Origin of the sequence: Sinorhizobium fredii USDA 257 (assembly GCF_000265205.3) — a bacterium.
Lineage (GTDB): Bacteria > Pseudomonadota > Alphaproteobacteria > Rhizobiales > Rhizobiaceae > Sinorhizobium > Sinorhizobium fredii_B.
Genome location: NC_018000.1, coordinates 3,870,207 through 3,894,589, shown reverse-complemented (window position 1 = coordinate 3,894,589; position 24,383 = coordinate 3,870,207). Strand labels below are relative to the sequence as shown.

Annotated in this window: 23 protein-coding genes and 3 pseudogenes; 20 read left to right on the top strand and 6 right to left on the bottom strand. The window is 61.7% G+C overall.

Translation table 11 applies throughout. The features are described from left to right. Positions 1 to 741 precede the first annotated feature (741 nt). Positions 742 to 1,491: an SDR family NAD(P)-dependent oxidoreductase gene (locus USDA257_RS18215; RefSeq protein WP_014764416.1), complete on the bottom strand. Its 750-nt coding sequence runs from the start codon at positions 1,489 to 1,491 to the stop codon at positions 742 to 744. A gap of 72 nt (positions 1,492 to 1,563) precedes the next feature. Here USDA257_RS18215 and USDA257_RS18210 point away from each other — a divergent pair. The 9 genes and pseudogenes from USDA257_RS18210 (at position 1,564) to USDA257_RS18170 (ending at position 10,641) form a co-directional block, all read left to right on the top strand. After that, a pseudogene (locus USDA257_RS18210) lies at positions 1,564 to 2,483 on the top strand (LysR family transcriptional regulator). Positions 2,484 to 2,718: 235 nt separating this feature from the next. Beyond that, positions 2,719 to 3,663 (top strand): helix-turn-helix domain-containing protein, encoded by a 945-nt coding sequence (locus USDA257_RS18205; RefSeq protein WP_014764414.1) that lies wholly within the window; start codon positions 2,719 to 2,721, stop codon positions 3,661 to 3,663. A 278-nt stretch (positions 3,664 to 3,941) separates the two neighbouring features. After that, positions 3,942 to 4,039, top strand: a pseudogene (locus USDA257_RS38975) (AraC family transcriptional regulator); the annotation flags it as partial. A gap of 207 nt (positions 4,040 to 4,246) precedes the next feature. After that, positions 4,247 to 5,203 carry an MBL fold metallo-hydrolase gene (locus USDA257_RS18195; RefSeq protein WP_014764412.1) on the top strand — a complete coding sequence of 319 codons (957 nt, stop codon included), beginning with the start codon at positions 4,247 to 4,249 and terminating at the stop codon, positions 5,201 to 5,203. A 157-nt stretch (positions 5,204 to 5,360) separates the two neighbouring features. Further along, entirely contained in the window at positions 5,361 to 6,113 is a 753-nt protein-coding gene (locus USDA257_RS18190; protein ID WP_014764411.1) for an SDR family oxidoreductase, read from the top strand. Positions 6,114 to 6,174: 61 nt separating this feature from the next. Then, complete coding sequence (locus USDA257_RS18185) at positions 6,175 to 6,594, top strand: cupin domain-containing protein (RefSeq protein WP_014764410.1); 420 nt, start codon at positions 6,175 to 6,177, stop codon at positions 6,592 to 6,594. A 121-nt stretch (positions 6,595 to 6,715) separates the two neighbouring features. Further along, the gene (locus USDA257_RS18180) at positions 6,716 to 7,552 is read left to right on the top strand and encodes an alpha/beta fold hydrolase (RefSeq protein ID WP_014764409.1); all 837 of its coding nucleotides are present in this window, start codon (positions 6,716 to 6,718) and stop codon (positions 7,550 to 7,552) included. 265 nt (positions 7,553 to 7,817) lie between these two features. Next, positions 7,818 to 9,023 carry an NAD(P)/FAD-dependent oxidoreductase gene (locus USDA257_RS18175; protein ID WP_014764408.1) on the top strand — a complete coding sequence of 402 codons (1,206 nt, stop codon included), beginning with the start codon at positions 7,818 to 7,820 and terminating at the stop codon, positions 9,021 to 9,023. 187 nt (positions 9,024 to 9,210) lie between these two features. Then, complete coding sequence (locus USDA257_RS18170) at positions 9,211 to 10,641, top strand: IS1182 family transposase (protein WP_041414986.1); 1,431 nt, start codon at positions 9,211 to 9,213, stop codon at positions 10,639 to 10,641. An 89-nt stretch (positions 10,642 to 10,730) separates the two neighbouring features. Here USDA257_RS18170 and USDA257_RS18165 read toward each other — a convergent pair whose 3' ends face one another. From USDA257_RS18165 to USDA257_RS18155, 3 genes are all read right to left on the bottom strand, one after another. Next, entirely contained in the window at positions 10,731 to 11,270 is a 540-nt protein-coding gene (locus USDA257_RS18165; protein ID WP_014764407.1) for a GNAT family N-acetyltransferase, read from the bottom strand. A 34-nt stretch (positions 11,271 to 11,304) separates the two neighbouring features. After that, on the bottom strand, positions 11,305 to 12,204 hold the full coding sequence (locus USDA257_RS33045) for a class I SAM-dependent methyltransferase (RefSeq protein ID WP_014764406.1): 900 nt from the start codon (positions 12,202 to 12,204) through the stop codon (positions 11,305 to 11,307). Between the two features lie 120 nt (positions 12,205 to 12,324). Further along, entirely contained in the window at positions 12,325 to 14,184 is a 1,860-nt protein-coding gene (locus tag USDA257_RS18155) for an ABC transporter ATP-binding protein (RefSeq protein WP_014764405.1), read from the bottom strand. Between the two features lie 208 nt (positions 14,185 to 14,392). Here USDA257_RS18155 and USDA257_RS18150 point away from each other — a divergent pair, with 208 nt between their 5' ends. From USDA257_RS18150 to USDA257_RS18135, 5 genes and pseudogenes are all read left to right on the top strand, one after another. Next, the gene (locus USDA257_RS18150; RefSeq protein WP_041414380.1) at positions 14,393 to 15,241 is read left to right on the top strand and encodes a protein-L-isoaspartate O-methyltransferase family protein; all 849 of its coding nucleotides are present in this window, start codon (positions 14,393 to 14,395) and stop codon (positions 15,239 to 15,241) included. Between the two features lie 353 nt (positions 15,242 to 15,594). Beyond that, a complete protein-coding gene (locus USDA257_RS18145) occupies positions 15,595 to 16,164 on the top strand; it encodes a hypothetical protein (protein WP_014764403.1) in 570 nt (189 codons plus the stop codon). A 393-nt stretch (positions 16,165 to 16,557) separates the two neighbouring features. Then, positions 16,558 to 17,034 carry a DUF930 domain-containing protein gene (locus USDA257_RS38830; RefSeq protein WP_144051938.1) on the top strand — a complete coding sequence of 159 codons (477 nt, stop codon included), beginning with the start codon at positions 16,558 to 16,560 and terminating at the stop codon, positions 17,032 to 17,034. Beyond that, positions 16,977 to 17,319, top strand: a pseudogene (locus USDA257_RS38545) (SMR family transporter). The gene USDA257_RS38830 and the pseudogene USDA257_RS38545 overlap by 58 nt, the downstream one beginning before the upstream one ends. Further along, on the top strand, positions 17,316 to 17,642 hold the full coding sequence (locus USDA257_RS18135) for an SMR family transporter (RefSeq protein WP_014764401.1): 327 nt from the start codon (positions 17,316 to 17,318) through the stop codon (positions 17,640 to 17,642). Before USDA257_RS38545 ends, USDA257_RS18135 begins: the two are co-directional and overlap by 4 nt. Here the strand turns inward: USDA257_RS18135 and USDA257_RS18130 are convergent. After that, positions 17,630 to 18,475, bottom strand: a complete 846-nt coding sequence (locus USDA257_RS18130) for an SDR family NAD(P)-dependent oxidoreductase (RefSeq protein WP_014764400.1) — start codon at positions 18,473 to 18,475, stop codon at positions 17,630 to 17,632. The genes USDA257_RS18135 and USDA257_RS18130 overlap by 13 nt on opposite strands. A gap of 319 nt (positions 18,476 to 18,794) precedes the next feature. Between USDA257_RS18130 and USDA257_RS18125 the strand changes: the two genes are divergently transcribed. The 5 genes from USDA257_RS18125 (at position 18,795) to USDA257_RS18105 (ending at position 22,598) form a co-directional block, all read left to right on the top strand. Further along, positions 18,795 to 19,835 carry a cysteine synthase A gene (locus tag USDA257_RS18125; protein ID WP_014764399.1) on the top strand — a complete coding sequence of 347 codons (1,041 nt, stop codon included), beginning with the start codon at positions 18,795 to 18,797 and terminating at the stop codon, positions 19,833 to 19,835. Positions 19,836 to 19,843: 8 nt separating this feature from the next. Next, positions 19,844 to 20,593, top strand: coding sequence for an alanyl-tRNA editing protein (locus USDA257_RS18120; RefSeq protein ID WP_014764398.1), 750 nt, complete (start codon positions 19,844 to 19,846; stop codon positions 20,591 to 20,593). An 18-nt stretch (positions 20,594 to 20,611) separates the two neighbouring features. Continuing rightward, complete coding sequence (gene sseA, locus USDA257_RS35565) at positions 20,612 to 21,475, top strand: 3-mercaptopyruvate sulfurtransferase (protein WP_014764397.1); 864 nt, start codon at positions 20,612 to 20,614, stop codon at positions 21,473 to 21,475. 5 nt (positions 21,476 to 21,480) lie between these two features. Further along, positions 21,481 to 22,044: a GNAT family N-acetyltransferase gene (locus USDA257_RS35560; RefSeq protein WP_014764396.1), complete on the top strand. Its 564-nt coding sequence runs from the start codon at positions 21,481 to 21,483 to the stop codon at positions 22,042 to 22,044. 86 nt (positions 22,045 to 22,130) lie between these two features. Next, the gene (locus USDA257_RS18105; protein WP_014764395.1) at positions 22,131 to 22,598 is read left to right on the top strand and encodes a DUF1203 domain-containing protein; all 468 of its coding nucleotides are present in this window, start codon (positions 22,131 to 22,133) and stop codon (positions 22,596 to 22,598) included. 48 nt (positions 22,599 to 22,646) lie between these two features. On the opposite strand, the gene ald is transcribed toward USDA257_RS18105, so the two are convergent. After that, a complete protein-coding gene (gene ald, locus USDA257_RS18100; protein ID WP_014764394.1) occupies positions 22,647 to 23,765 on the bottom strand; it encodes an alanine dehydrogenase in 1,119 nt (372 codons plus the stop codon). Positions 23,766 to 23,920: 155 nt separating this feature from the next. Between ald and USDA257_RS18095 the strand changes: the two genes are divergently transcribed. Beyond that, positions 23,921 to 24,382 (top strand): Lrp/AsnC family transcriptional regulator, encoded by a 462-nt coding sequence (locus tag USDA257_RS18095; protein ID WP_014764393.1) that lies wholly within the window; start codon positions 23,921 to 23,923, stop codon positions 24,380 to 24,382. Position 24,383 lies beyond the last annotated feature (1 nt).

Sequence of the window (24,383 nt, the reverse complement as noted above, 5' to 3'; positions counted from 1 at the left end):
GCCGCTCGCGCGGCACTGGCGCCCTTTGCGGCGGTCCGATGCGCATGTCGAGATCGTCCGCCGTGGCCAGCAACCCAAATGCCGCGCGCCACCCCGAAAGGACGCGCATGACGAAATGCCTGTCACATCAGCCAAGACCGGCCCGGATCTGCGATGCGTTGCGCGGTGGCGCCGGTCTGCCTCAGGCAACCCAGCACACCGCAAAATCGCCGAAGCGAACCGGCGAAAGATCTGTGCCCCCGATCCCGATCATGTCATTGCAAGCTTCGGGGCTATCCTTTTGCAGCCGACGCTGCCACCGATAGCCACCTTGAAGAACCGCAGCCGGACGCTTCCCCCATAGGCGCTCCACCCAGCCCCGCGGCCTCCTCCTTGGGAGGTTTTTCAACGCGGGCCGACACAGGCCCAGCCGCGACCGTCGTGTCACGGCCCGCATCGAAAAACCTTCACCCGAAGCGGCCATTTGCCGACAGCACCCCGAAGTTCCGGTCTTGGGGCGTTGACGGACGCATCGCTGGATCGAAACACGTTCAGTCCTTGCTCTCGATCAGCTTGAAACCACGGGCCAGATAGTATGGCGAGTTAGCGGGCGTTGCTTTAAGTGAACCCCAAAGCAATTACCGCTCGCAAGATGGCCGGTTCAAGCGCGAGGGTGAAGGAAGCGGGGGGCGCCCACCTCGACCTGAACAAGCTCCGGAAAACCCTTTCTGCAGGCAGCAAACAGGAAATGGCGCGGGCGTTTCAAGCCAACGTCATGCCGCCGTCGACATGCAACTCGATGCCATTGACGAAACTACCTGCCTTGGAGGCGAGGAAAAGAGCCGCCCGCGCGAGTTCTTCAGGCCGGCCCAGCCGCCCTGCCGGAATGAGTGACGCCATGTGCTGTTCGAATGCCGGACGCTCGGCCTCCGAAACACCGAGCTTGCCCAAGATGGCGGTGTCGACCGGTCCTGGGCTCAGGATGTTGACGCGAATCCGCCGCGCCTTGAACTCCATCGTCCAGTTCTTGGCGAATGCTGCGACTGCTGCCTTTGTACCGGCATAGACGGTATGATCCGGAAGGACTTTCGTCGCGGCCAGTGAACTCGTGATGATGATGCTGCCGCCATCGCGGATCAGTGGCTCGATCGTCTGCACGCCGAAGAACACCCCACGCGTGTTGATGGCAAAGTGCCGGTCGTACTCTTCCGGCGTGATGTTGCCGGAAGCTGTGAGATTAATGATTGCGGCATTGGCCATGTAGATGTCCAGGCCGCCAAAGCGGTTCTTGACTGTCTCTGCGAGAGTTCGATGATGCGCGATGTCAGCGACGTCGCCAACGATGCCAATCGCGCCATGGCCGATTTCGCCCACTGCCTCATCGACAACGTCCTGCCGCCGACCAGTGATGATGACCTGCGCTCCTTCTTCCGCAAACAGCTGCGCGGTCGCCTTGCCTATGCCGCTGTTGCCACCCGTGATGACGGCGACCTTGTCTTTCAAGTGCTGCATCGCTTAACTCCATTTCCGTTGACCTTTGAGATAAACGCCGGCGCCGTGAGCTGTTAGATCGATGTCGGGCACATGATTTGTGCCCCGGAGGTGCAAGTGCCAAATCTGCTGGGCGAGACGTCAGGACTGATGGCATTTGTGCGGACTGTAGAGGCCGGCACCTTCAGCGCTGCCGCGCGCGACTTGAATACGACGCCATCTGCGATTTCCAAAAGTGTGGCGCGGCTGGAAAAGAAAATCGGAACGCGCCTCTTTCTCCGCTCCACACGCGCGCTGACCCTCACCCAGGACGGTCAGGTCTTTTTCGAACGTGTTGCGCCGCTTTTGCGGGACCTCGATTCGAGCGACGAGGTGATCATGTCGCGGGCCGGGCCGGCAGGGCGGCTGCGGGTCAGCATGCCGGGTGAACTGGCGCCGCTGCTGCTACCCGCCATGTTTACCGATTTTGCGACTGCTTATCCCGATCTGCATCTCGACGTCGGACTGACAGATCGGTTCGTGAATCTGGTCAAAGAGGACTACGACGTCGTGTTGCGCGTGGGCTATCCCGCGCAGGGCGACTTGATGGTACGCCACCTGGCAGATCTGCCAATGGTCGTGGTTGCATCGCCGCCCTTTTTCCGCAGGTGGGGCAGTCAGACGTCCGCAGAAGCGCTCGCAGGCTTGCCCTTCGCTCGGTTCGCATTGGATGGCATGGTGGCGCCGGTGCGCTTGGCGATGGAACCAGCTTTGCCCCCTCCGGCCGCGTCGACTGCGACTCGGGATTTGCGATGATCCAGGCAGCGCAAAGCGGACTTGGTGCGGCTTACCTTTTACGATGCCTGGTGGCAGCAGAATTGAAGTCCGGCACGCTTGTAGACCTCGCGCCACGGATCTCCCTTCCCAAGGTTCCCTTCAATGCTCTACACGCTTTCGGGCGCACCCCGCCCTTGCGGGTGAGACTGTTCTGCGACTTCGTCGCTGAAGCAGCGAAAGCGATCGCAGTAATGTAAGTCGCGACCGTGAGGCGTTTCGGAATGCGACCTGCCTGTATAAAGATCGGTGAATTCAAGCACTGCCTCTTCAGCAGTAGAAACGACGGCGTCTTAGCCGCCGTGGTCCTCCCTTCGTCCCGGGCGCGCCAACAGTCGAGTTTTAGTCGCGTTGACACGGGCGGTGCCTGTCGTCATAGTTGCGGCCAAACCCCTCTGCATCTCCAGCAGTCACGAGCCCAGGCAAGCACCAGTCATGAGCAAGCCCAACTTGCATGATCATTCGGGAGATCTGTCGGCCGCGGCGCAAAAGAGCAACGCATCGAATGTAAAGGGGCGTGCCGCCGATGCGGAGATGGCCCGCGCGCTCGGGACCACTCCATTTCGCATGGCATTGGATCCCTCCGGTGGCGGGATCGCCCACTGGAAACATGACCCATTGCACGATGTCGTCGAGCCGATGGGCGATCACGTCATCATGGCTTACAACGGCGTGGTACAGCGTATGGAGCGGCGATCAGGAAGATCGGTTTCGCCTGGAACGTTTCGTCGTGGGGTTGTGGTCATCATTCCGGCCGGATCAAGCTCCCGGTGGGATATTCCGAAACCTGTTGATGTCGTTCAGCTCTATCTTCCTCCCGCAATGCTGAAGCGTGTCGCGGATGAAGCCGAGACCGCCACACAGACCGATCTCCTCGACCGAACGGCGCATACCGACCCCATTACATCCCGATTGCTCTTGGGCGCGGTCGATGCCCTGGACGGAAATGGGCCCCTGGATACACTGTTCAGGCAACAGCTGACAGAGCTGCTTGCCACGCGCCTCCTGCTTGCGCACGTCGGCTCGCCAACCACCCACCAGCCAGTCGTCGGTGGGCTGTCGCCGACGGTGATGCGCCGCGCCATCGAACGCTTACGCTCGGATAGCGATGCGGACTTCTCTCTCGCTGCTCTCGCTTCGGATGCCGGCCTGTCGCGCTTCCATTTCTGCCGTTCCTTCAAGGAAAGCACCGGGCTTTCGCCGCATGCCTGGCTGCGCCAATACCGGCTTGATCAGGCCATGGACATGCTGCGTGACCCCGATATGTCGGTCGCATCGGTTGCCGCGGCGCTCGGCTATGCCTCGCAAACCGCCTTCGCTGCGGCGTTCAGGCAGTTGACCGGCGAGACCCCGACCGAATGGCGACAGCGATCGCGTTAGCAGCAATTGCTCCTCAGTCACGTCAATCGCTCAGGGGCAGTCAGCCATCTGGCAACACTCCAAGAGCGATTTCGGAGTACCTCGCGGCGGAAACAGGGTCTTCCATCCAGTTAAAAGACCAGCCACGTCACGAAGGGCGTCATAACCGCGGTCAGCCAGCAGCGCTGGCTTCGGACGCCGGCCTGTCGCGCTTCCAACTCTGCCGCGCTTTCAAGGAGAGCACCGGCTCTCGCATCGTCCCGCTCCCCAGCCGGACGATGCCGCGCGACACCGACGAATCGGTCGTCTCGATTGCCGCGGCGCTTAGCTCCTCCAGACTGCCTTCGCGGCCGCATTCAGGAAGCTGACCCGCGAAACCCTGCTCGATTGGTGGAGGCGCAGTGTTAGCAGCAATCGCTCTATAGCGGCGGCAATCGCTCTGGGGCAGCCGCAAGTCAAGTTCGATAGATTCATCATTGTGACGCACCAGCAATGAACGTGTCACCGATCTCTGAACACCTCACCGGCATCGATCGCGCTTTCACGCGGAGAGCGCGGTCGCCGCAGGATCGAGCGCCAACATCGAACGCAGGAGTTTTCAAAGATGAACCAGATTATCTCCAACACACAGCAGCAGACAAACATGAGCTTGGACAACACCTCACCCTCCGGTAGATCGAGACCCGAAGAGTTGGTTCCGTCGCGCTACGCGGTGCAGGTCGGCGAGATTGAAGTGCTGGTAATCAGCGACGGGGTGCTGCCGCTCCCAACCCAGATGTTGGGACACAACGCCGACCCGGCCGCCCGGGCGGCCTGGCTGAAGGACATGTTCCTGCCGCAGGACGCCTTCGACTGGGCGCTGAATGTGGTCGTGGTGCGGAGCGGCGACCAGACCATACTCATCGACGCTGGGCTAGGGTTGGATCCGGACCTGAACTTGCCGCGGGCCGGGCAGTTGATCAAGCGACTGGAGGCCGCCGGCATCGACCTTGCATCGGTGACCGACGTGGTGCTTACCCACATGCACATGGATCACATCGGCGGGCTGCTCGTCGAGGGGGTGAGGGAGCAGCTGCGTCCGGACCTGCGGATCCACGTGGCCGCCGCCGAGGTCAAGTTCTGGGAGTCGCCCGATTTCTCCCACGTCTCCATGCCGCCGGGCTTCCCGGACGCGCTTCGCGCGACCGCCAAGCGGTTCACGAAGGAGTATCAGAGCCAGCTGCGGCTGTTCGATGAGGAGTACGAGGTGGCGCCGGGCGTGATCGTCTCTCGTACCGGCGGCCACACCCCCGGGCACAGCGTGGTCCGCGTGGCGTCCGGCGGCGACCGGCTGATGTTCGCCGGAGACGCCGTGTTCGCGGTCGGGTTCGAACACCCCGATTGGCACAACGGTTTCGAACACGACCCCGAGGAGGCGGCGCGCGTTCGGGTCCGTCTTTTGCGCGAGCTGGCGGAAACCGGCGGACAGCTGGTGGCCACTCACCTGCCGTTCCCGTCCGTCGGCCGGGTGGCGGTCGACGGCGACGACTTTCGTTGGGTCGCGGCCTTCTGGGACTACTGACCCCTTGTTGGGTTAGGGCTGAACTGGGTGCGTATCCTTCCAGTTCGGCCGACACGCCTATGGCCTGGACTGGACCGGCCCGAGCTAAGACGGCGCAACCACCTACTGGAACGAATGAACAATGCGGTGCGCTGAGCGCCCGCGAATGGAGAAACTCATGAAAATCGTCATCATCGGCGGAACCGGCCTGATAGGTTCAAAGACAGCCGACCGCCTTCGCAAGCAAGGCCATGAAGTCATTGCCGCCGCTCCGAACACCGGCGTCAACTCGATTACCGGCGAAGGTCTCGCCGAGGCGCTCGCCGGCGCCTCCGTCGTTATCGACCTCGCAAACTCGCCGTCCTTCGAAGACAAGGCCGTGCTCGAATTCTTTGAGACGTCGGGCCGCAATCTGATGGCTGCGGAAGAGGCCGCCGGCGTAAAGCATCACATCGCGCTTTCCATCGTCGGCGTCGATCGGCTGCCTGACAGCGGCTACATGCGGGCCAAGGTCGCCCAGGAAAAGATCATCCGGGAATCCGGCATTCCCTATACGATCGTCCACTCGACGCAATTCATGGAATTCCTCAGCGGCATCGCCCAGTCCGGCACGATCGGCGACACGGTGCATCTGTCGCCAGCCTACGTCCAGCCCATCGCCTCGGACGATGTGGCCGACAACATGGCCGCTGTTGCGACGGCCGCGCCGATCAATGGCGTTGTGGAGATCTCGGGGCCGGAGCGCGTCCGGCTGAACGAACTCGTTGCTCGCTACCTGAAAGCAATGGGCGATGCTCGCAAGGTCGAGGCAGATCCGGAGGCTCGCTACTTCGGCGCCAAACTGGAAGATGGCTCGCTCGTCTCCGACAACAATCCCCGCATCGGCCGCATCACCTTCGAGCAGTGGTTCCCAACCGCAGCGCGGAAATGACCGAGCACCGGTGCGTCGCATGAGGCGGCGCACCTTCCGACCTCACGAAAGGAGTTTAGACATGATCAAGCCAATCTTTGCCGCCTTTGCCATGACGGCTCTCTTGTCCGCTGCCGCCTCTGCTGACGACGTCGGCGATAAGGATGCTACGGTCACGCTGGTTTACGAGCACGAATTGCCGAATGTTCCGGGCAAGAGCATGAAAGGTGTTCTCGTTGAATATGGTCCCGGCGGCCTCTCCTCGGCCCACACGCATCCGGAGTCGGCCTTCATCTATGCGACCGTCCTCGAGGGTGCCATCCGCAGCCAGGTCAACGACGGTCCCGTCAAGACCTACAAGGCGGGCGAGAGCTTCTCTGAAATGCCAGGAGACCGCCACGGCGTCAGCGAGAATGCCAGCGAGACCGAACCGGCGAAGCTGCTGGCCGTTTTCGTCGTCGACAGCAGCGAGAAGGAACTGACCTTCCCGATCAAGGAGTAGACGAGCGGGCTAGCGGCGGTCTGCGGCATCTGGCCCTTTCCCGATCGTTAAACATCACTGCTGGTGGGCCCTTCCACGCAGCGGACGCTCACCAGCGACAATTCACTAAAGGAGCAAGCCAATGGCATATGTTACCACCAAGGACGGCGTCGACATCTTCTACAAGGACTGGGGACCGAGGGGCGCACAGCCGATCATGTTCCATCATGGCTGGCCGCTGAGCTCAGACGACTGGGATGCTCAGATGCTCTTCTTCCTCTCCAACGGTTATCGCGTCATCGCCCATGATCGCCGCGGCCACGGCCGCTCCTCACAGGTCTCCGAGGGCCATGACATGGATCACTATGCAGCCGATGCCTTCGCCGTCGTCGAAGCGCTGGACCTGAAGACTGTCGTCCATATCGGCCACTCCACCGGTGGCGGCGAGGTCGTCCGCTATGTCGCAAAATACGGCGGGCCGGCAGGCCGTGTTGCCAAGGCCGTCCTGGTCTCCGCCGTTCCGCCGCTGATGCTCAAGACCGAAGCCAATCCCGAAGGTCTGCCGATCGAAGTGTTCGACGGTTTCCGTGCCGCGCTTGCTGCAAACCGCGCCCAGTTCTTCCGCGAGGTCCCGGCCGGTCCCTTCTACGGCTTCAACCGGGGGGGCGCCACGGTGCAGGAAGCGGTGGTCCAGAACTGGTGGCGTCAGGGCATGATGGGCAGCGCCAAAGCTCATTACGAGGGCATCAAGGCCTTTTCGGAAACCGACCAGACCGAGGACCTGAAGGCCATCACCATTCCGACACTCGTGCTGCACGGAGAGGACGACCAGATCGTGCCGATCGCGGACTCCGCACTGAAGTCAGTCAAGCTTCTGAGGAATGGCACCTTGAAGACCTATCCGAACTTCTCGCACGGCATGCTGACCATCAATGCCGATGCGCTGAACGCCGATCTACTGGCCTTCGTCCAGGCTTGACGTCCTCAAGGGCGAGCTGCGGCAATCAAATGCCGCAGCTCATTTCTAAGGAAACTGTTCGCCATGGACATCGGCAACGATCCCGTCTGGCTGGCCGGGTTGATCGCGCCTGTGCTGAGGCCGTTGCGACCGGCCTAGAGTTGGTCGGTGATAGGCATTTCGCTTCAACGACCCGCATCGTCATCGCTCAACGGCGTCGCCGCTTATCAAGAGCGGCAACGATGACGCGCGGCCGTTTGAAACTAAAACCCATGGAGTAAATAACATGAGACTCGTTATTGTAGGCGCCGGCTTCGCCGGTATGTACGCCGCCCTTTCCGCGGCCCGCCTGCGCGACATCGAAGACGTTTCGCCCGAAGAACTCGAGATCGCGCTGGTAGCTCCTCAGCCGATGTTGGTGATCCGCCCTCGGCTTTATGAGCCGAAGCCCGAGACCCTTACCGCGCCTCTCAAGGAGGTGCTTGACGCCGTCAACGTGGTCTACGTGCAAGGCAGCGTCGAAGCCGTCGACACCAAAGCCCGCGCCGTGGACGTCGTCAATGCCAAGGGGGAGCGCAAGTCCCTTTCCTATCATCGCCTGGTGATCGCAACCGGTAGCCGGCTGTTCCGCCCGAATATTCCCGGCCTCGCAGAACACGGCTTCAGCGTCGACAATCTCGATGACGCAATCGCCCTCGACCGCCACCTGCACAAGCTTGCGACTATGCCCGCCTCAAAGGCACGCGACACCGTCGTTATTGCAGGCGCCGGCCTTACAGGAATCGAGGCGGCAACGGAGATGCCTTCACGCCTGCGGACCATCTTCGACAAAAACACCAAGCCGCGCGTCATTATCGTCGATCGTAGCCCTGCAGTCGCCCCGGACATGGGTGAATATCCTCGCCCTTTCATTGAAGACGCATTGCGCACCGTCGGCGTCGAGACGCGGCTCAATGCTGGCGTCGCATCGCTGGACAAATCCGGCGTCAGCCTGAGCACCGGCGAGCGCATCGAAGCCGCGACCGTGATCTGGGCGGCAGGCTTTCGCGCCAATCCGCTGACAACGAAAATTCCCGCCGCGCGTGACAGTTTTGACCGGCTGCTCGTCGACAAGTGCTTGCGCGTGCTGTCCGTGCCTGGCGTCTTCGCCACCGGCGACGCGGCGCGCGCAGCATGCGATGACATCGGCAACTATGCGCTGATGTCGTGCCAGCACGCCACCCGCATGGGCGCCTTCGCGGGCAACAACGCAGCCGCCGAACTGCTGGATGTGCCGACCCGGTGCTATCACCAGAAGGCCTACGTCACCTGCCTCGACCTCGGCGAAGCCGGCGCAATCTTCACCCGCGGCTGGGACCGCAAGGTGGAGATGGTCGGCGAGAGCGCCAAGAAAACCAAGCAGGAGATCAACACGGTGTGGATATATCCGCCGAAGGCCGAGCGTGCCGCGGCGCTGGCCTCAGCTGATCCGGAGCGTGTGACGGATCTGTAAGCGCCTCACGCGATAAAAGCTGCGCCCTGCGCAAGGGCGCAGCGACGAGGGTCGCTCCCGGCCCGTGCGACTGCTTTGGCGCTGAGCAGTCGTCCCGCGCCTGGGCAATGAACTTCCGCAATCCACCGAGGCTGTGTGAAAACTCCCGCTCATGATAGTCTACCTCCAGTTGAGCGGGGGATTCGGCATGGCGGGTTTCATCGAGGGTAAGGATCGGCGAGAGCAGCTGTTCTTGCCGGAATGCCTCGATGATTATGTCACCGAAGACAACCCGGCCCGCGTTGTCGATGTCTTCATCGATGAGCTGGATTTGCGTGCAATGGGCTTTGCCGCCGCGGCGGCGACTGGGCGGCCGGGATATAGCCCGGCAACCATGCTGAAGCTCTACCTCTATGGCTACCTCAACCAAGTGCAGTCGAGCCGGCGGCTGGAGCGGGAGGCGGGCCGCAACGTCGAACTGATGTGGCTGATGGGTAAGCTCGCGCCCGACTTCAAAACGATCGCCGATTTCCGGCGTGACAACGGCGAAGCGATCCGTGCGGTCTGCCGCCAATTCGTGCTTCTGTGCCGCAAGATCGGCCTCATCGCGGGTGGCACGGTTGCGGTCGACGGCAGCCGATTCAAGGCGGTGAACACACGCGACAAAAACTTCACGCCTGGCGCGATCCGCCGACGTATGGAGCAGGTGGATGCCAGCATTGAGCGGTATCTGGGCATGCTCGACACGGCCGACCGGCAGGAGGATGACGTCGCACAGATGCGGGTCAGCCGGCTGAAGGAACGGCTGGACTCGCTGCGGCGGCAGATGCGCGAGTTGCAGGCGATGGAGCAAGCGGTCCAAGACGCGCCGGACCGCCAGATCTCACTGACCGATTCCGATGCGCGGGCCATGGCAACGAGCGGCAAAGGCACCGGCATGGTCGGCTACAACGTGCAAGCGGCGGTCGACGCCGAGCACCATCTGATCGTCGCGCATGAGGTCACCAATGTCGGCCACGACCGGTCCCAACTTGCCAACATGGCTCAGCAGGCCAAGGAAGCGACCGGCGTCGAGGAACTGACAGTCCTGGCCGATCGCGGCTACTTCTCCGGTGAGGAAATCGTTGCCTGCGAGGCAGTTGGAGCGACGCCGATCGTGCCCCGACCGTTAACATCCGGGGCGAAGGCGGACGGTCGTTTCGACAAGCAGGACTTCATCTATCAGCCAGAGACCGACAGCTATCGCTGCCCGGCAGGCGAACAACTGATCTGGCGCTTCACCGCGGTGGAGAAGGGTCTGATCCTCAGCCGTTACTGGTCGAGCAACTGCGGCAGCTGCGCCATCAAGGCAAAATGCACGCCGAGCAAACAGCGGCGCATCACCCGCTGGGAGCATGAGGCAGTCCTGGAGAAGATGCAGCGCAGGCTGGACGAGATGCCGGACGCGATGCGGATCAGGCGCAGCACCGTCGAGCACGTATTTGGCAGCCTCAAAGACTGGATGGGAAGAGACCACTTCCGGATGCGAAGGCTACGAAATGTCGGAACGGAAATGAGCCTCCACGTCCTCGCCTACAACATCAAGCGAGCCATCGCCGTCCTCGGCGCTCCCGCGTTGATGGGTGCAATGAGAGGGTGAGACCGTCTCGACCTCGCACGCCGCAACCTTGAAGATTCATGTCCCGCCCAAAAACGCGTTTTCACACGGCCTCCACCCATTGCGGCCACTCAGGACGGGCAGAATTCTCTGTCAAGCACCCCCATGATTATATCGTCTTCCCATCCGCCGTTGACGAAGGCTGCTTCCCGCTCACGCCCTTCCTCGACGAACCCGCACTTCCGATAGCAGGCCATTGCGCGGCTGTTGCTCGCCAGCACCCGCAGCGAAATGCGGTGGAGGCCGGTCGAAAATGCATGCGTGAGAGCGAGCCTGATCGCTTCCGTGCCATACCCTCTGCCAAGATAGGCGGGGTCATCGATGCCGATGGCGAGTGCCGCCCGCCTGTCCTGCCTGTCGATGCTGTGAAAGCGGACATGACCGATGAAGCGACCAGCATCAATTACCCAGGCATATTCCTGCTCCTCGATGTAGCGAATGGCGGCTTCCGCATGCTCCCTCGTAAAGGGGGCGTCAGGGTCGAAAGTGCCGCCATATGCCTCGATGATTTCCTTGTGCCGCCTCAGCGCAAGGCGGACATCCACGTCCTCACGAGTGGGCCTGCGCAGCGTCAGACGAGCACCTTGGAGTTGGGGAAGGTTGGACTTCATCTGCAAGCTTTCAAACGTTGCGGTCTCCCTGTGTTCATTGTCTCGCGCGCGCGATCCAAAGCTGTTCCCGGCCGTAATCAGGCGATGATCGGCTGAAATCGGAATATAGATCGATCACCTCGAAACCGCTCAGTTCGAGCAAGTAGGCGGTCTCCTGCCGCATGCTCCAGCGCAGCGACCACGACCTTTCCTCGGAGTCCACGACATTTCCCGCTGCGTCGAATTCCTCGAAACGAAGGACTTCATGGACTGTCTGCTGAAACGGGTCAGTGTGGCGGGCGACGACCATCCTGCGGATCAGGTGACCCGATCGGGGATGCTGCGCCTCGCGTGGCGGAGCCTTGCCGTCGTCTCCAAACAGCAATTCGAAGTTCGGATCAATGCGGCCCAGGATTAGGTGGCCGCCCGGAAGGAGATGCCGGCGAATGCAAGCCAGCGCCCTCCGCTGCCCTTCTGGCGTGGCCACGTGCTGAAAGCTTCGTGCCGGCACGAGGGCGAGTGCAAACCGTTGTTCCAAATCGAAGCTCGTCATGTCACCTTCGACAAGCCGGACGCGATGGCTCAGCTCAGGCCGCTCGCGCAGCTTGGCGGCGGCACGATCCAGCATGGGCCGGGAAAGGTCCATTCCCACAACCTCATGGCCCGCGTCCGCCAACGGGACCAACACGCGCCCGGTGCCCGTCCCGAGCTCAAGGATTGGCCCGCCAAAGCGTCGTGCGTATTCCAGGTAGAACTCAATGTCGCTGGCAAGCAGTCCCCGCCTGTGAAGAGGTCGTAAAGCTCCACACCGAGGCCTCCGGCGTAATAGGAATTCGGATCGGTCATCATGCGAAGTCCTCGGTCCGGACATAGTCTGCGGTTGTGCCAGCAATTTGCGGCCCGCCGCACAGCCTGTAAAGGGGCAAACACGTCGCTTCATGGGGCCGGTCGGCATCAGCAGCATTCTCACACAGCGGTCTTGGGAACGTTCGAATGCGCAGACCGCCTTCCGCCCGGCCTCGAAGCCGAACCTCGCTGTTTACTAGCGACACGGGACTGATCCATCAGCGTCAGTTCACGCCGCATCCACCGTATCGGCAATGTAGCCACCCGTCTGCCGCTTCCATAGCCGCGCGTAGAGTCCGTCTCGTTCGAGCAGCACCGACGGCATTCCCTCCTCGACGATGCGGCCTTTGTCGAGCACGACGATGCGGTCCATGCTGGCAATGGTGGACAGGCGATGCGCGATGGCGATCACCGTCTTTCCCTCCATCAGCAGGGCGAGCTTTTCCTGCACGACGGCCTCGGCTTCGCTATCCAATGCTGACGTCGCCTCGTCGAGCACAAGGATCGGCGCGTCCTTAAGCAGAACGCGGGCGATGGCGACGCGCTGGCGCTGGCCACCGGACAGTTTTACGCCGCGGTCGCCGACGAAGGCGTCGTAGCCAGTGCGGCCTTCGCCGTCCTTGAGGTTGGCGATGAAGCCATCCGCCTCGGCCAGCATCGCGGCATGTTCCACCTCTTCCCGCGAGGCACTTGGCCGGCCGTAGCGGATGTTGTCGCCGACCGAGCGATGCAGCAGCGACACGTCCTGGGTGACCACTCCGATGCTCTCACGCAGGCTCGCCTGCGTGACGCTGCGTATGTCCTGTCCATCTATGTAGATCGCGCCGCCCTTCAGGTCGAAGAAGCGCAGGAGCAGGCTGACCAGGGTCGACTTGCCGGCGCCGGAGAGACCGACCAGCCCCACCTTCTCGCCGGCGCACAAGGTGAGCGACAGGCCTTCTATCACCCCCTGCCCCAGCCGGTACTCAAACTGGACTTTCCTGAATTCGACCTCGCCGGCCGTCACCGCGAGCGACCTGGCGTTCGGCGTGTCGATGATGGTCGGTGGCATGGTCACGACGGGCATGGCGTCGCGGATCGTTCCCACCGCCTGGAAAATCTGCTGCCCCATCTGCAGGAAGGCACGGGAGTTGGCGTTGAGCCGCAGCACGATGGCGATCGAGGCGACGAACTGGCCGATGGTGACGAAACCGTCCACAAGTCCCCAGAAGCCTATGACGGAATTGCCGAGTATGAGGACGATGTTGAGCAGGACGACGCCCGTGTCGGTCGTCAAGTGGATGCGCCTTTCGCGCTGTTGGCTCTCGACGGTGTTCTCCATGATCTTGCGCATCGCGCCCGCCTCGCTGTCTTCCGCCGCGAACAGCTTCACCATCTGGATGTTGCTATAGAGGTCGGTCATGGCGCCGACGACGAGGCTGCGAGCGCGGGCGGTCCTGCGCGAACGCTCGGAAAAATGTGGCACCGCCGCCACCGCAAGCGCGATGTTGGCCGCAATCCAGACGAAGACCGGGAGCGCCAGCGGCCAGGCGAGCGCGCTGAGTAGAACGAGCGAGCCGACAAACTGTACCAGGAAGAGCGGTACTTGGTAGAAGGCCACGACGATCTGCTGCTGCACGGCAGACGCGACCTGGGAAATGCGCGTAGCCACCTGGCCAGCGAAGAGATCGTGGAAGAAGGCGAGGTCCTGGCGCTCCACCGCCCTGTGGCCCTGCCATTGCATCGCGGCCGGCATACATACGGCCACGGTCTGCGAGTTCAGTGTGTTGCCGAGGAAGATCAGCAGCGGCAGCACGGGGAAAATCAGAACGCCGAGGACGGCTAGCGTAGGCCAATTCTCTTCGAGGAAAGCGGCTGCGCCCTTGGCCGTCACTCCGTCCACGACGAAGGAAATGCCCCAGATCGTCGCGAGATTGATGCCTTCGATGGCGATCATGAGGATGGCGACGGCCGCGAGCACGCCGCGGAACATCGAGGCGAAATGCACGAGCAGCGCAAAAGGCCCGCGTGACGGCAGCGGCGTGTACGGAATATCGAGCGGACGAATGAGCGTCTCGAAGGGACGATAGATGAGATCCGAATACGACATGGCGGCTCCGGCTGAGGGAGAGAAAGGCACGGCGCGAAGGGAATCATTGCGATCAGAGCATGGACAGAATGCGAACGGAGCAGGCGTAATGCAACTCCTGATGACAGGAGATCTTAGCTTCTCATCTGAGGGCTGTCGCTATAGCCTACGTCACCAACGGGAGTGGGCGGGCGGCCGAAAATATCTTGCGGACGGACGGAGGAAGGTAATGACTACAAATCGCCGTGCCAGCTTGGATGAGATACGCGCATTCCACGCGAGGATGATGGCGGTTGCCAGTAACTCAGCAGGTGAACGGCTTGAGCGGATTTTCGAGCTTGTCCCGCGCGAGGCGTTCTTGGGTCCCGGGCCGTGGCAGATCAAGGTCAATCGGCGCTACGTGGAGACCCCCAGTGCCGATCCCTGCTACGTCTATCAGAATGTCCTTGTCGCACTGGATGTCACAAAGGGCATCAACAACGGCGAACCACTCCTCCACGCGGCCTTAATAGGCGCTGCTGCCCCCAAAGCCGGTGAGATGGTAGTTCATGTTGGGGCGGGAACCGGCTATTACACCGCGCTGCTCGCGATGCTCGTGCTGCCGAACGGGCATGTTCAAGCTTTTGAGGTAGACCGGCGCTTAGCCGACCGGGCGCGGGAAAACCTCGAGCCGTTTGACGGAGTTGCGCTCACCAATGACGACGCAACGGCTTTGCCCATGCAGAGCGCCAATCTCGTCTATGTGAGTGCCGGCGTCGTGGCGCTCCCAGCGCACTGGCTAGAAGCACTGCGCCCGGGAGGCCGGCTAATCTTTCCTTGGCAGGCAAATAAGAGGACCGGTCTTGCAGTCCTGATCACTCGGACAACCGCAGGCTACAAAGCGCGACCACTAATGCCGGCTTGGTTCATTCCCTGCGTCGGTGCACCGGATAGTGCCGAATGCAGCAAGTTCCCAGCTTCGGCCGATGCATGGTCGATACGCTCGGTCTGGCTGACGCGGGATCGCTCGCCAGACGAGACGGCCGTTGCAATCTACAAGGACCTTTGGTTTTCAAGTGCTGACTGCCAGCACTTCTAAGTTGATCGGCAATTGTTTGGCCACCGTTGATGGCGACCAAGCCTTTTAGCGACTCGGATGCCGCAGCCGTCGTCAGCACAGGAACAACCTCGCTTACTGGCGCGCTCTACATCGGCTAGTTGCGCCTTCTACCCTGCGGCGGTAGTGGACGCGGACCGGGAATGGTGCGTTTGAGCCCAAAGTGGACGGCGACGTCAAAGTTACCGCCCGTTCGCCATGGGCGATGGCGGCACGACGGTCCACGCCGCGCACGCAAACTCACCGCATAACTGACTGGCGCCTTGAACTGCAACCCAGAGTATGTCACTGAGCTTTCGAGAAGGATCGCTATCGAACGTGCAGTGTGTGGTTTAATGCTTGGTTCAAACGGAGAGGTCGCAAGGCAGCCGCGTATTAAGCTGGCCGGGATCCTGCTGATCGTCTCGCTACTGCTCGGTATGCTGCCGTTGTTCCCCAAGATGGTCGGGTATGACTTCCTGCCATCGATCGAATGGACGTCCAGGACAAACTTTCCAGGAGTTGCGGCCGGTCTAGCCTCTGCGGTGCTGCTGCTCTGGATTGCCCGGAAAGGCATGGACGTCACGCCGGGCAGCCCCGTCAAGAAGGCTGTCGGCATCCTCGGCGCTGTGTTCTTCGGTTACGTTCTCGGAAAAGATGTCGTCGTCATCGCCCCTCCGATGATGCTTGCGTTGATCGCTGGCCACCAGGTCGAGCTCCCTTTTACCGTAGCAGACGCCGATCGTTACGGCGGCCGTCGATGCAGTTCACCCATTGATCTGCAAGGGCTCCCGTTTATCTTCGAAAGCATTTGCGGCGTCCCAGACACCTTCAGGCAAGGCCTGGCAGCCGGTAGCCGCATCGTCGTCATCGGCCGCGGCACTAATATAGGCGTGTTTGCAGAACGTCTGCGCCGGGTCGATTGAGGTAGAAGACCGCTCGGTGGCCCCGACCGATCGTCGCGCTTCGCCCGGAAAATCCGCACACCATTCGGGCAGATGATATGAAGACTGCTTTGCCGATCGGCAGGGGAAGCGGAGGACAGACTCCCACACTTTTGAGCAGCGTCGCAGCCTCAGCGGCGCTTCATGTGCTCCTTCTGCTCGTGCCGGCTTGGTTCCAACGAAGAAGCTACAAACTCCGCCGGCAGAGCAGAGTATTGCTGTCGAAATTCTCGCCGTGCCTCCGACGCAAATATCACAGGAGTCCCCCCTCGCAGTCGAAGGAAGGATTGAGCCCCCATCTGAGCTATCCACCGTCAAGCAGATCAAATCGGGGCAGGCTCTCACGCCTCTGTTTCGGCGCCGGGAAAGGGCGGCATGGTGCGCGCCAAGGAACTGTTCTCCGCAAGCGTCCTTGCCGATCCGCGCAGCAGCCAGGCGTTGGCGGCGCTCAGGCAATTGGCTGCGGAGGACCGAATTATTCAGCTCTGCAATGTCGAGGCAATGGAACAGGTGCAAAAAATGGAACGGCTACTACCGGTCGGATTTCGTGGTCGCCTACGCCAAGACCGACGCGAGAGTCTCCGGGCTCACGCTGCAGGTGGAAGGTGGGCACTTCGAAGCGAACAGCGCTGGTACAACCTTTTAACGGTTTGGAATTATTCACTAAAAGAGAAGATCCACTTTGGGAGCCAGGCCCGGCCCGGGGAGCCAGTTTCGAAAGAGCCATTCGCGCCGAGCGCCCGAGTGGCTCTTTTCATTTTGTTGCCCTCAACCGATCTTCATTTAGGTGCCTCATTCGCTTTGCATGGCTTTTCCTGGTGCTCGCGATTGCGACCGAGGTGGTCGGTCTGACCGTCATGAAGGCAGCCTCGACGTCGGACGCCTATATCGGCCATGCGGTCATGTATGCCTCGATCGCCCTCTCCTACGTGTTCCTCGCAAGGGCCGTGAAGGCGTCGCCTGTGCGATCTGGGAAGGCTCGGGCGTCGCGCTGATCACCCTTGTTTCCGTGTTCGTCTTCGACCACGTCCTGACCGGCCGCGAGATGCTCGGTCTGTCGATGGCCGTGGGGGCATGTTGCTCGTCAATGCCGGGAGGGCTCGCGAGGAAGAGACGGCGGAGGAAGCAATGGTATGAGTGCGTCCGGTCTCTGCTTCGCCTTCGCGGTCATGGCCGGCATCCTCGACGTCGCGGCAAATCTCGCTTCAACGAAGTCGAATGGTTTCGCAAAGCGCGGCTGGGGTCTCCTTTCCATTCTGCTGGTGCTCGCCGCCTTCGCCCTGCTTGCCGAAGCCGTGAGGGGCATGGACCTTGCCATCGCCTATGCCGTGCTTGGCGGCACCGGCATCTTCGGCACGGCGATCTGCGGCCGGCTGTTCTTCGGGCAGAAGCTGAAGCCGATCGGCTGGGTCGGCCTCATGCTCGTCTTCAGCGCAGTGCTGGTGCTTCACACCGCCTGACGCGGCCGCTTGTTGGAGGGAGACTCCTTGTGCTTCGGCGCTGCCCCATGCGGCCCCGGCCCGGACGCAAGCCAGTCGACGAGGGCGAAATAGGCGCCGTATGGCAGCAGCCGCAGCAACTTGACGGCATAGGTGAAGCGTTTCGGAAAGGTGATCTCGAAGCTTTTCGACTTCAGTCCCTGGCATATCCACTCCGCCGCCTCGTCGGCGCTGACGAGGGCGGCGCGCGGAAGGTTGCTCTTCACCGTGCCGCGCGTCGCGACGAAGCCGGGACAAATCAGTTGGAGCCGTATGCCGATCCGGTCGAGATCGAATTTCAGGCTCTCGGTCATGTTGATGAGAGCCGCCTTGGTGGCGCCATAGGCCGCGCTCATGGGCAGGCCGCCATAGCCCGCCACCGACGACATGATGGCGATCTGCCCATGTCCGTTCGTCTTCATATGCTCGACCAAGGGCACGAGACAATTGACGACACCATGCAGATTGACGGCGAAGCTCCTGTCGAAAGCCTCAAGATGAAGGTCGTCGCCGCGCACCGGGATGGCGACGCCCGCATTGAGGATCGCCAGCGCCACCCGGCCATGCTCGTATTCGATCGCCGTCAGCAACCGCTCCATGTCGCGCGGATCGGTGACGTCACCGTCGAGCACCACGATTTTCCCAGGTCCTTCGGCCTCATGCTGAAGAGCGACGAGCTTCTCATGGCTGCGCGCCGTGACGACGACCGCATAGCCTTCCTCCACCAGTCGCAGCGCAACGGCGCGCCCTATTCCGGAGCTTGCGCCGGTGACCCACGCCCATCCATGCTCGGGTCGGGCGGTAAATGCGTTCATCTTTTCGTCCTCGCACGTCGTTCAGGAAAGGTTTCCCTTCCCGCAAGGTTCGGCACGTCCGAACCAGTTGCCTCTCCGACGGCAAAATCCTGCCCACAGTCTCCGCTTCCCGCCCGTCGATTGACAGCGGAGACGATTTTTGCCCCGGACAGGAAAGCGGCGAAACGCTATTTCTTGCCTATTGAACAGAGTGCGCCGAAAACACGCCAATATTTCGGCGATCCTGCTCTTACTCCAAAGGTTTATCGCTTGCCGTTCGTCGAGGTTAATGCTTGGCTGAGGCCCGGCGTCCGTTCCGTCCAGCGTGAGGTTTTCTAAGATGAGTGTCTATCCGTCCGTGCTCGAAGCGATCGGCAATACGCCGTTGATCCGGCTCAACGCCGTGTCCGAAGCCACCGGCTGCACCATCCTCGGCAAGGCGGAATTCCTCAATCCGGGGCAATCGGTGAAGGACCGGGCGGCGCTGTGGATCATTCGCGAGGCCGAGAAGGCCGGTCAGTTGCGCCCCGGTGGCGTGATCGTCGAAGGAACTGCCGGCAACACCGGCATTGGGCTGGCGGTTGTCGGCAGCGCGCTCGGATATCGCACCGTCATCGTGATTCCGGAAACGCAGAGCCAGGAAAAGAAGGACGCGTTGCGCCTTCTCGGGGCTGAACTGGTCGAGGTTCCGGCCGTGCCATACAAGAACCCCAACAACTATGTGAAGGTTTCGGGCCGACTGGCAGCCGAACTCGCCAAGACCGATCCGAACGGCGCCATTTGGGCGAACCAGTTCGATAACGTTGCGAACCGGGAAGCGCATGTCCAGACAACAGCGCCGGAGATCTGGCGCGACACCGACGGCAAGGTCGACGGGTTCATCTGCGCCGTCGGCTCCGGCGGGACGCTCGCCGGAGTGGCGCAGGGATTGCGGGCCAGAAACCCGGCCGTCAAGATCGGCATTGCCGATCCGGAAGGTGCGGCACTTTACAATTACTACGCCCACGGTGAACTCAAGGCGAGCGGGAGCTCGATCACCGAGGGCATCGGCCAGGGGCGCGTCACCGCGAATCTCGAAGGCTTTACACCCGATTTCGCCTATCAGATTCCCGATTCGGAAGCAGTGCCCTACGTCTTCGATCTCATCGAAAGAGAAGGCCTCTGCGTCGGCGGTTCCACGGGCATCAATATCGCCGGCGCCGTTCGACTTGCGCGCGAGCTCGGTCCTGGGCATATGATCGTGACGATCCTTTGCGACTATGGTAACCGCTATCAGTCGAAGCTCTTCAATCCGGACTTCCTTGCCTCGAAAGGCCTGCCGGTACCGGCCTGGCTGAACAGAAATTCGAATATCACCGTTCCCTACGAACCAGTCGGATAATCCTTGCAATGACCAGGACCGTGACCGCCCTCTTCCGCGAGGATTTCTACCTCTCGACCTGCGAAGCAAGCGTCGCGGCCATACTGGAAGACGGCGGGATCGAACTCGATCAGACCTGCTTCTATGCAATGTCGGGCGGACAGCCTGGCGACACCGGTTTCTTCGAGCGAGAGGATGGCAGCCGTATCCCCATCGTGGACACGCGGCAGGGCGCAACCAAGCATGTCATCATCCATGTCCCCGCCGATGGACACGCACGGCCGACGATCGGCGAGAAGGTCGTTCTCCACATCGACTGGCCGCGTCGCTACCGGCTGATGCGGATGCACACGGCTTGCCACCTGCTGTCGGTCGTCTGCCCCTTCCCGATCACCGGCGCCGCCGTCGGCGAGGAGGAGAGCCGGGTCGACTTCGACATGAGCGAGACGATCGACAAGGATGAGGTCACGACGGCGCTGATGAAGCTCGTCGAGGCGAATCATCCGGTCTACGTGCAATGGATCACCGACGAGGAGCTTGCCGCCAATCCGGGCATCGTCAAATCCAAGAATGTCCGCCCACCCATCGGCATGGGGCGCGTGAGCCTCGTGTGTATCGGCGAAAACTCCGCCATCGACAGCCAGCCTTGCGGCGGCACCCACGTTTCGGAGACGCAGGAGGTAGGCGCGATTCACATATCCAAGATCGAAAAGAAGGGTAAGGAGAACCGGCGCTTCCGGATCCGTTTCGGATCGGCCGAAGACCGTGATGCCCCTTGAGTCCACGGAGGAAACGACATGACCAACGATAATAACAAAAGAAGCGCCTTCGTCGTTTCCCCGGATTGGCTCGAGCAGCACCTCGACGATCCCAAGATCAAGATCGTCGACGCCGCCTGGTACCTGCCGGCGCAAAAGCGCGACCCCAAGGCGGAATACGAAGCCGCACATATCCCCGGAGCGGTGTTCTTCGACCAGGATGCGATCGCCGACCAGGCAAGCGGGTTGCCGCACACCCTGCCGTCTGCGGAAGCTTTTGCCGAAGCAGTCGGGGCGATGGGCATCGGGGAGAACGACACGATCGTGGTCTACGACGGACCGGGCATCTTCACGGCGCCCCGGGTCTGGTGGATCTTCCGCATCATGGGCGCGAAGAACGTGTTCGTTCTTGACGGCGGCATGGACGGCTGGAAGGCGGAGGGCAGACCGACGACCGCCGAAATCCCGAGGCCCGCGCCGCGCAGCTTCCATGCGGGCTTCGACGCGAAGGCCGTCACCTCCTTCGAGCGGATGAAGGATACGGTCGAGAACCGACTCGCCCAGGTTGCCGATGCACGGAGCGCCGGCCGCTTCCGCGGCGAGGAGCCGGAGCCGCGTGCCGGCATGCGATCGGGCCATATGCCTGGCGCCAGAAGCCTTCCCTCCGGCGTCTTTTCCGAAAGAGGCAAGCTCAAGGACCTCGACACGTTGCGCCAAATCTTCGCGAATGCCGGTATCGACCTGACGAAGCCGGTCGTCACGACCTGCGGATCCGGCGTGACGGCTGCAATCATCACGCTGGCGCTTCAATCATTGGGACATACGGACAATACGCTCTATGATGGTTCCTGGTCGGAATGGGGCGGCCGGCCCGATACCCCGGTCGCAATCGGTAGAGAGTGAGAACCATGCAAGGATCGAAGCCTGGTGCGATCACGGCACACGTGACTGAACTCGAGATGACCTCGCCGCCGAAGCAAAGCCTGCCGGTGCCCGTCAATATACACACCGCGATCCTGCGAGTGTCCGACATTCCGCTCCCCTATTATCGCTTTCTCTATCTGCGCGTCGGCAAGCGCTGGCACTGGGCGGAGCGGCTGCGGATGAGCGACGAAGACCTGGCGGCGGTGGTCCACGACAAGCGGACGAACCTGACGGTCCTCTACGTCAATGGTGCTCCCGCCGGCTTCTTCGAACTGCAGCAGCGGGATGGCGACGTCATCGAACTTACCCATTTCGGGCTGATGGAACACGCGCTCGGCCTCGGCCTCGGCAAATGGTTCCTGCTGCAGACCTTGTTTTCTGCCTGGGCGATGGACCCGAGCAAGGTCACAGTCACCACGAACAATCTCGATCATCCCCGCGCCCTGCAGCTCTATCAGCAGTTCGGCTTTTCCCCGGTCGCGACGCGGGAGGCGATCGTTCGGCCTCTGAGCGACGACGAACTCCTTACCTTCGCAAAGAAGCTCTGAACGGCCGCCTGCGGCAAGTTTCGGGTGTCGCAACAAACACAAGGCGCCATTCTTCTCGACGCTTCAAAACGACGAGGAGAGACCCAATGGCGCTGCGTTACATCGCGATGTCTGACGTGGAAGCGGAATGGCTACGGCAGGGTGGCCGGGACGCTTATGGCAATCTGCCGGAGCGGCAAATCTCAGACGGCGTGGGCGTTCCGTGCCGGCACTGGCTGCGCAATGTCAAGGAGGGCCAGGCCTACCTGATCCTTGCCTATCGCCCCTTTTCGTCAGCCCAGCCTTACGCTGAAACCGGACCGATCTTCATGCATGCTGATGCATGCCCTGCGCCGGACGGGTCCCTGCTCCCGCCTATCCTCACATCCAGCAAGGAATACCTGCTTCGTGGACACGGTTCCAACGAGCGCATCGTCTACGGGACCGGCGGCGTCGTCCCTGCCGAAATGCTCGAGCAACGGGCAGAAGAGCTGCTGGCGCGGCCGGAGGTCGCCTCTGTGCACGTGCGCTCCGCCAAGAACAATTGCTACCAGTGCCGCATCGAAACGACCTGAAGACCGGCCCGACATCCGAGGACGCCGGACCGGTTTGACGCGGTCCGCTCAGGCGACGTTGAGCACGCTCTCCGGCGCATGGGAATCATAGCCGAGCGCCTCGGCGACAGGCGCATTCGTCACCCGGCCCCGATGAACGTTGAGGCCCGCCCGCAAATGCCGGTCCTCGGCAATCGCCTTCAGGCCGCGGTCGGCAAGCTGCAGGCCGTAATAGAGCGTCGCATTGTTGAGTGCGTGGGCAGAGGTGATCGGCACGGCGCCCGGCATATTGGCGACGCAATAGTGCACGATGCCGTCCACCTCATAGGTCGGCTCGGAATGGGTCGTCGCGTGCGAGGTCTCGAAGCAGCCGCCCTGGTCGATGGCGACGTCCACGATCACCGCACCCTTCTTCATGCCCGACAGCATTTCGCGGGTGACGAGCTTCGGCGCAGCGGCACCGGGGATCAGCACGGCACCGATCACCAGGTCGGCGGAAAACACCTCATCCTCCAGGGCGTCGATCGTCGAATAGCGAGTGTGGACGCGACCGTTGAAGATGTCGTCAAGTTGGCGCAGGCGCGGGATCGAGCGGTCGAGGATCGAAACATCGGCGCCAAGACCGACAGCCATTTTAGCGGCGTGCAGACCGACGACGCCGCCACCAATGATCGCTACCTTGGCGGGAAGAACGCCGGGCACCCCGCCGAGCAGGATACCCCGGCCGCCATTGGCCTTTTGAAGAGAGGTGGCACCAGCCTGGATAGCGAGACGGCCTGCCACTTCAGACATCGGAGCCAGCAGCGGCAAGCCGCCGCGCTCATCCGTTACCGTCTCATAGGCGATGGCGGTGACACCCGAATTCAGCAGTCCCCTCGTCTGTTCGGGATCCGGCGCCAGATGAAGATAAGTATAGAGAATCTGGCCTTCGCGCAGCTGCGTCCATTCGGAAGGCTGCGGCTCCTTGACCTTGACGACCATGTCCGATCTTTCGAACACGTCCTTGGCCGTCGGAACGATCCGCGCGCCCGCGGCGCGGTAGGCGTCGTCGTCCGCCCCAATCCCCGCCCCGGCCTTGGTTTCCACGATCACCTCGTGGCCGTGGGCGACGTATTCCCGCACCGATCCGGGCGTCAGTCCGACCCTGTATTCATGATTTTTGATTTCCTTCGGGCAACCGACACGCATCTTTGCGTCCTCTCCTGTCTGTGCGCTTTCGCAACATTGATGGTGAGACAAGCAAAACAGATGGCGTCGAGAATGTCCTTGCAAAGACGCGTTCATCGGCGCATGCATTTCGTAGTTTATTGCAAGTAATACGGCATTTTTGAGGGAAAGTGCGAATGAGCAACCTGGACGCCATTGATCGTTCGATTCTGCGCATCCTGCAGCAGGACGGCAGGATCTCCAACGCCGATCTCGCCGCCAAGGTCGGGCTATCGCCTTCCGCCTGCTCGCGGCGGGTCGACATCCTCGAGAAAACCGGCACGATCGCCGGCTATCACGCCCGCATTGCGCACAAGGCGCTCGACTACAAGATCATGGTCATCGTGCACATTTCGCTCTCCGGACAGTTCGCCAAGACGCTCGCCGAATTCGAATCGGCCGTCAAACTCTGCCCGAACGTGCTCGTCTGCTATCTGATGTCGGGGGAATACGATTACATCCTACGTGTGGCAGCAAGGGATCTCGAAGACTACGAGCGCATTCACCGCGATTGGCTGTCGGCGCTGCCGCATGTGGTGAAAATCAATTCGAGCTTTTCGCTGCGCGAGATCATCGACCGCCCGAATGTCGGCATTTGAC

Excerpts from the sequence above, each read along its gene's own strand:
- sseA (WP_014764397.1), top strand. The coding sequence starts at position 20,612 with ATGACCAACGATAATAACAAAAGAAGCGCCTTCGTCGTTTCCCCGGAT.
- USDA257_RS18205 (WP_014764414.1), top strand. The coding sequence starts at position 2,719 with ATGAGCAAGCCCAACTTGCATGATCATTCGGGAGATCTGTCGGCCGCG.
- USDA257_RS38830 (WP_144051938.1), top strand. The coding sequence starts at position 16,558 with ATGGTGCGCGCCAAGGAACTGTTCTCCGCAAGCGTCCTTGCCGATCCG.
- USDA257_RS33045 (WP_014764406.1), bottom strand. The coding sequence starts at position 12,204 with ATGCCGACCGGCCCCATGAAGCGACGTGTTTGCCCCTTTACAGGCTGT.
- USDA257_RS18130 (WP_014764400.1), bottom strand. The coding sequence starts at position 18,475 with ATGAACGCATTTACCGCCCGACCCGAGCATGGATGGGCGTGGGTCACC.
- USDA257_RS35560 (WP_014764396.1), top strand. The coding sequence starts at position 21,481 with ATGCAAGGATCGAAGCCTGGTGCGATCACGGCACACGTGACTGAACTC.
- USDA257_RS18150 (WP_041414380.1), top strand. The coding sequence starts at position 14,393 with ATGACTACAAATCGCCGTGCCAGCTTGGATGAGATACGCGCATTCCAC.
- USDA257_RS18175 (WP_014764408.1), top strand. The coding sequence starts at position 7,818 with ATGAGACTCGTTATTGTAGGCGCCGGCTTCGCCGGTATGTACGCCGCC.
- USDA257_RS18180 (WP_014764409.1), top strand. The coding sequence starts at position 6,716 with ATGGCATATGTTACCACCAAGGACGGCGTCGACATCTTCTACAAGGAC.
- USDA257_RS18135 (WP_014764401.1), top strand. The coding sequence starts at position 17,316 with ATGAGTGCGTCCGGTCTCTGCTTCGCCTTCGCGGTCATGGCCGGCATC.
- USDA257_RS18125 (WP_014764399.1), top strand. The coding sequence starts at position 18,795 with ATGAGTGTCTATCCGTCCGTGCTCGAAGCGATCGGCAATACGCCGTTG.
- USDA257_RS18145 (WP_014764403.1), top strand. The coding sequence starts at position 15,595 with ATGCTTGGTTCAAACGGAGAGGTCGCAAGGCAGCCGCGTATTAAGCTG.
- USDA257_RS18215 (WP_014764416.1), bottom strand. The coding sequence starts at position 1,491 with ATGCAGCACTTGAAAGACAAGGTCGCCGTCATCACGGGTGGCAACAGC.
- USDA257_RS18165 (WP_014764407.1), bottom strand. The coding sequence starts at position 11,270 with ATGAAGTCCAACCTTCCCCAACTCCAAGGTGCTCGTCTGACGCTGCGC.
- USDA257_RS18120 (WP_014764398.1), top strand. The coding sequence starts at position 19,844 with ATGACCAGGACCGTGACCGCCCTCTTCCGCGAGGATTTCTACCTCTCG.
- USDA257_RS18170 (WP_041414986.1), top strand. The coding sequence starts at position 9,211 with ATGGCGGGTTTCATCGAGGGTAAGGATCGGCGAGAGCAGCTGTTCTTG.
- USDA257_RS18155 (WP_014764405.1), bottom strand. The coding sequence starts at position 14,184 with ATGTCGTATTCGGATCTCATCTATCGTCCCTTCGAGACGCTCATTCGT.
- USDA257_RS18105 (WP_014764395.1), top strand. The coding sequence starts at position 22,131 with ATGGCGCTGCGTTACATCGCGATGTCTGACGTGGAAGCGGAATGGCTA.
- USDA257_RS18195 (WP_014764412.1), top strand. The coding sequence starts at position 4,247 with ATGAACCAGATTATCTCCAACACACAGCAGCAGACAAACATGAGCTTG.
- USDA257_RS18095 (WP_014764393.1), top strand. The coding sequence starts at position 23,921 with ATGAGCAACCTGGACGCCATTGATCGTTCGATTCTGCGCATCCTGCAG.
- ald (WP_014764394.1), bottom strand. The coding sequence starts at position 23,765 with ATGCGTGTCGGTTGCCCGAAGGAAATCAAAAATCATGAATACAGGGTC.
- USDA257_RS18190 (WP_014764411.1), top strand. The coding sequence starts at position 5,361 with ATGAAAATCGTCATCATCGGCGGAACCGGCCTGATAGGTTCAAAGACA.
- USDA257_RS18185 (WP_014764410.1), top strand. The coding sequence starts at position 6,175 with ATGATCAAGCCAATCTTTGCCGCCTTTGCCATGACGGCTCTCTTGTCC.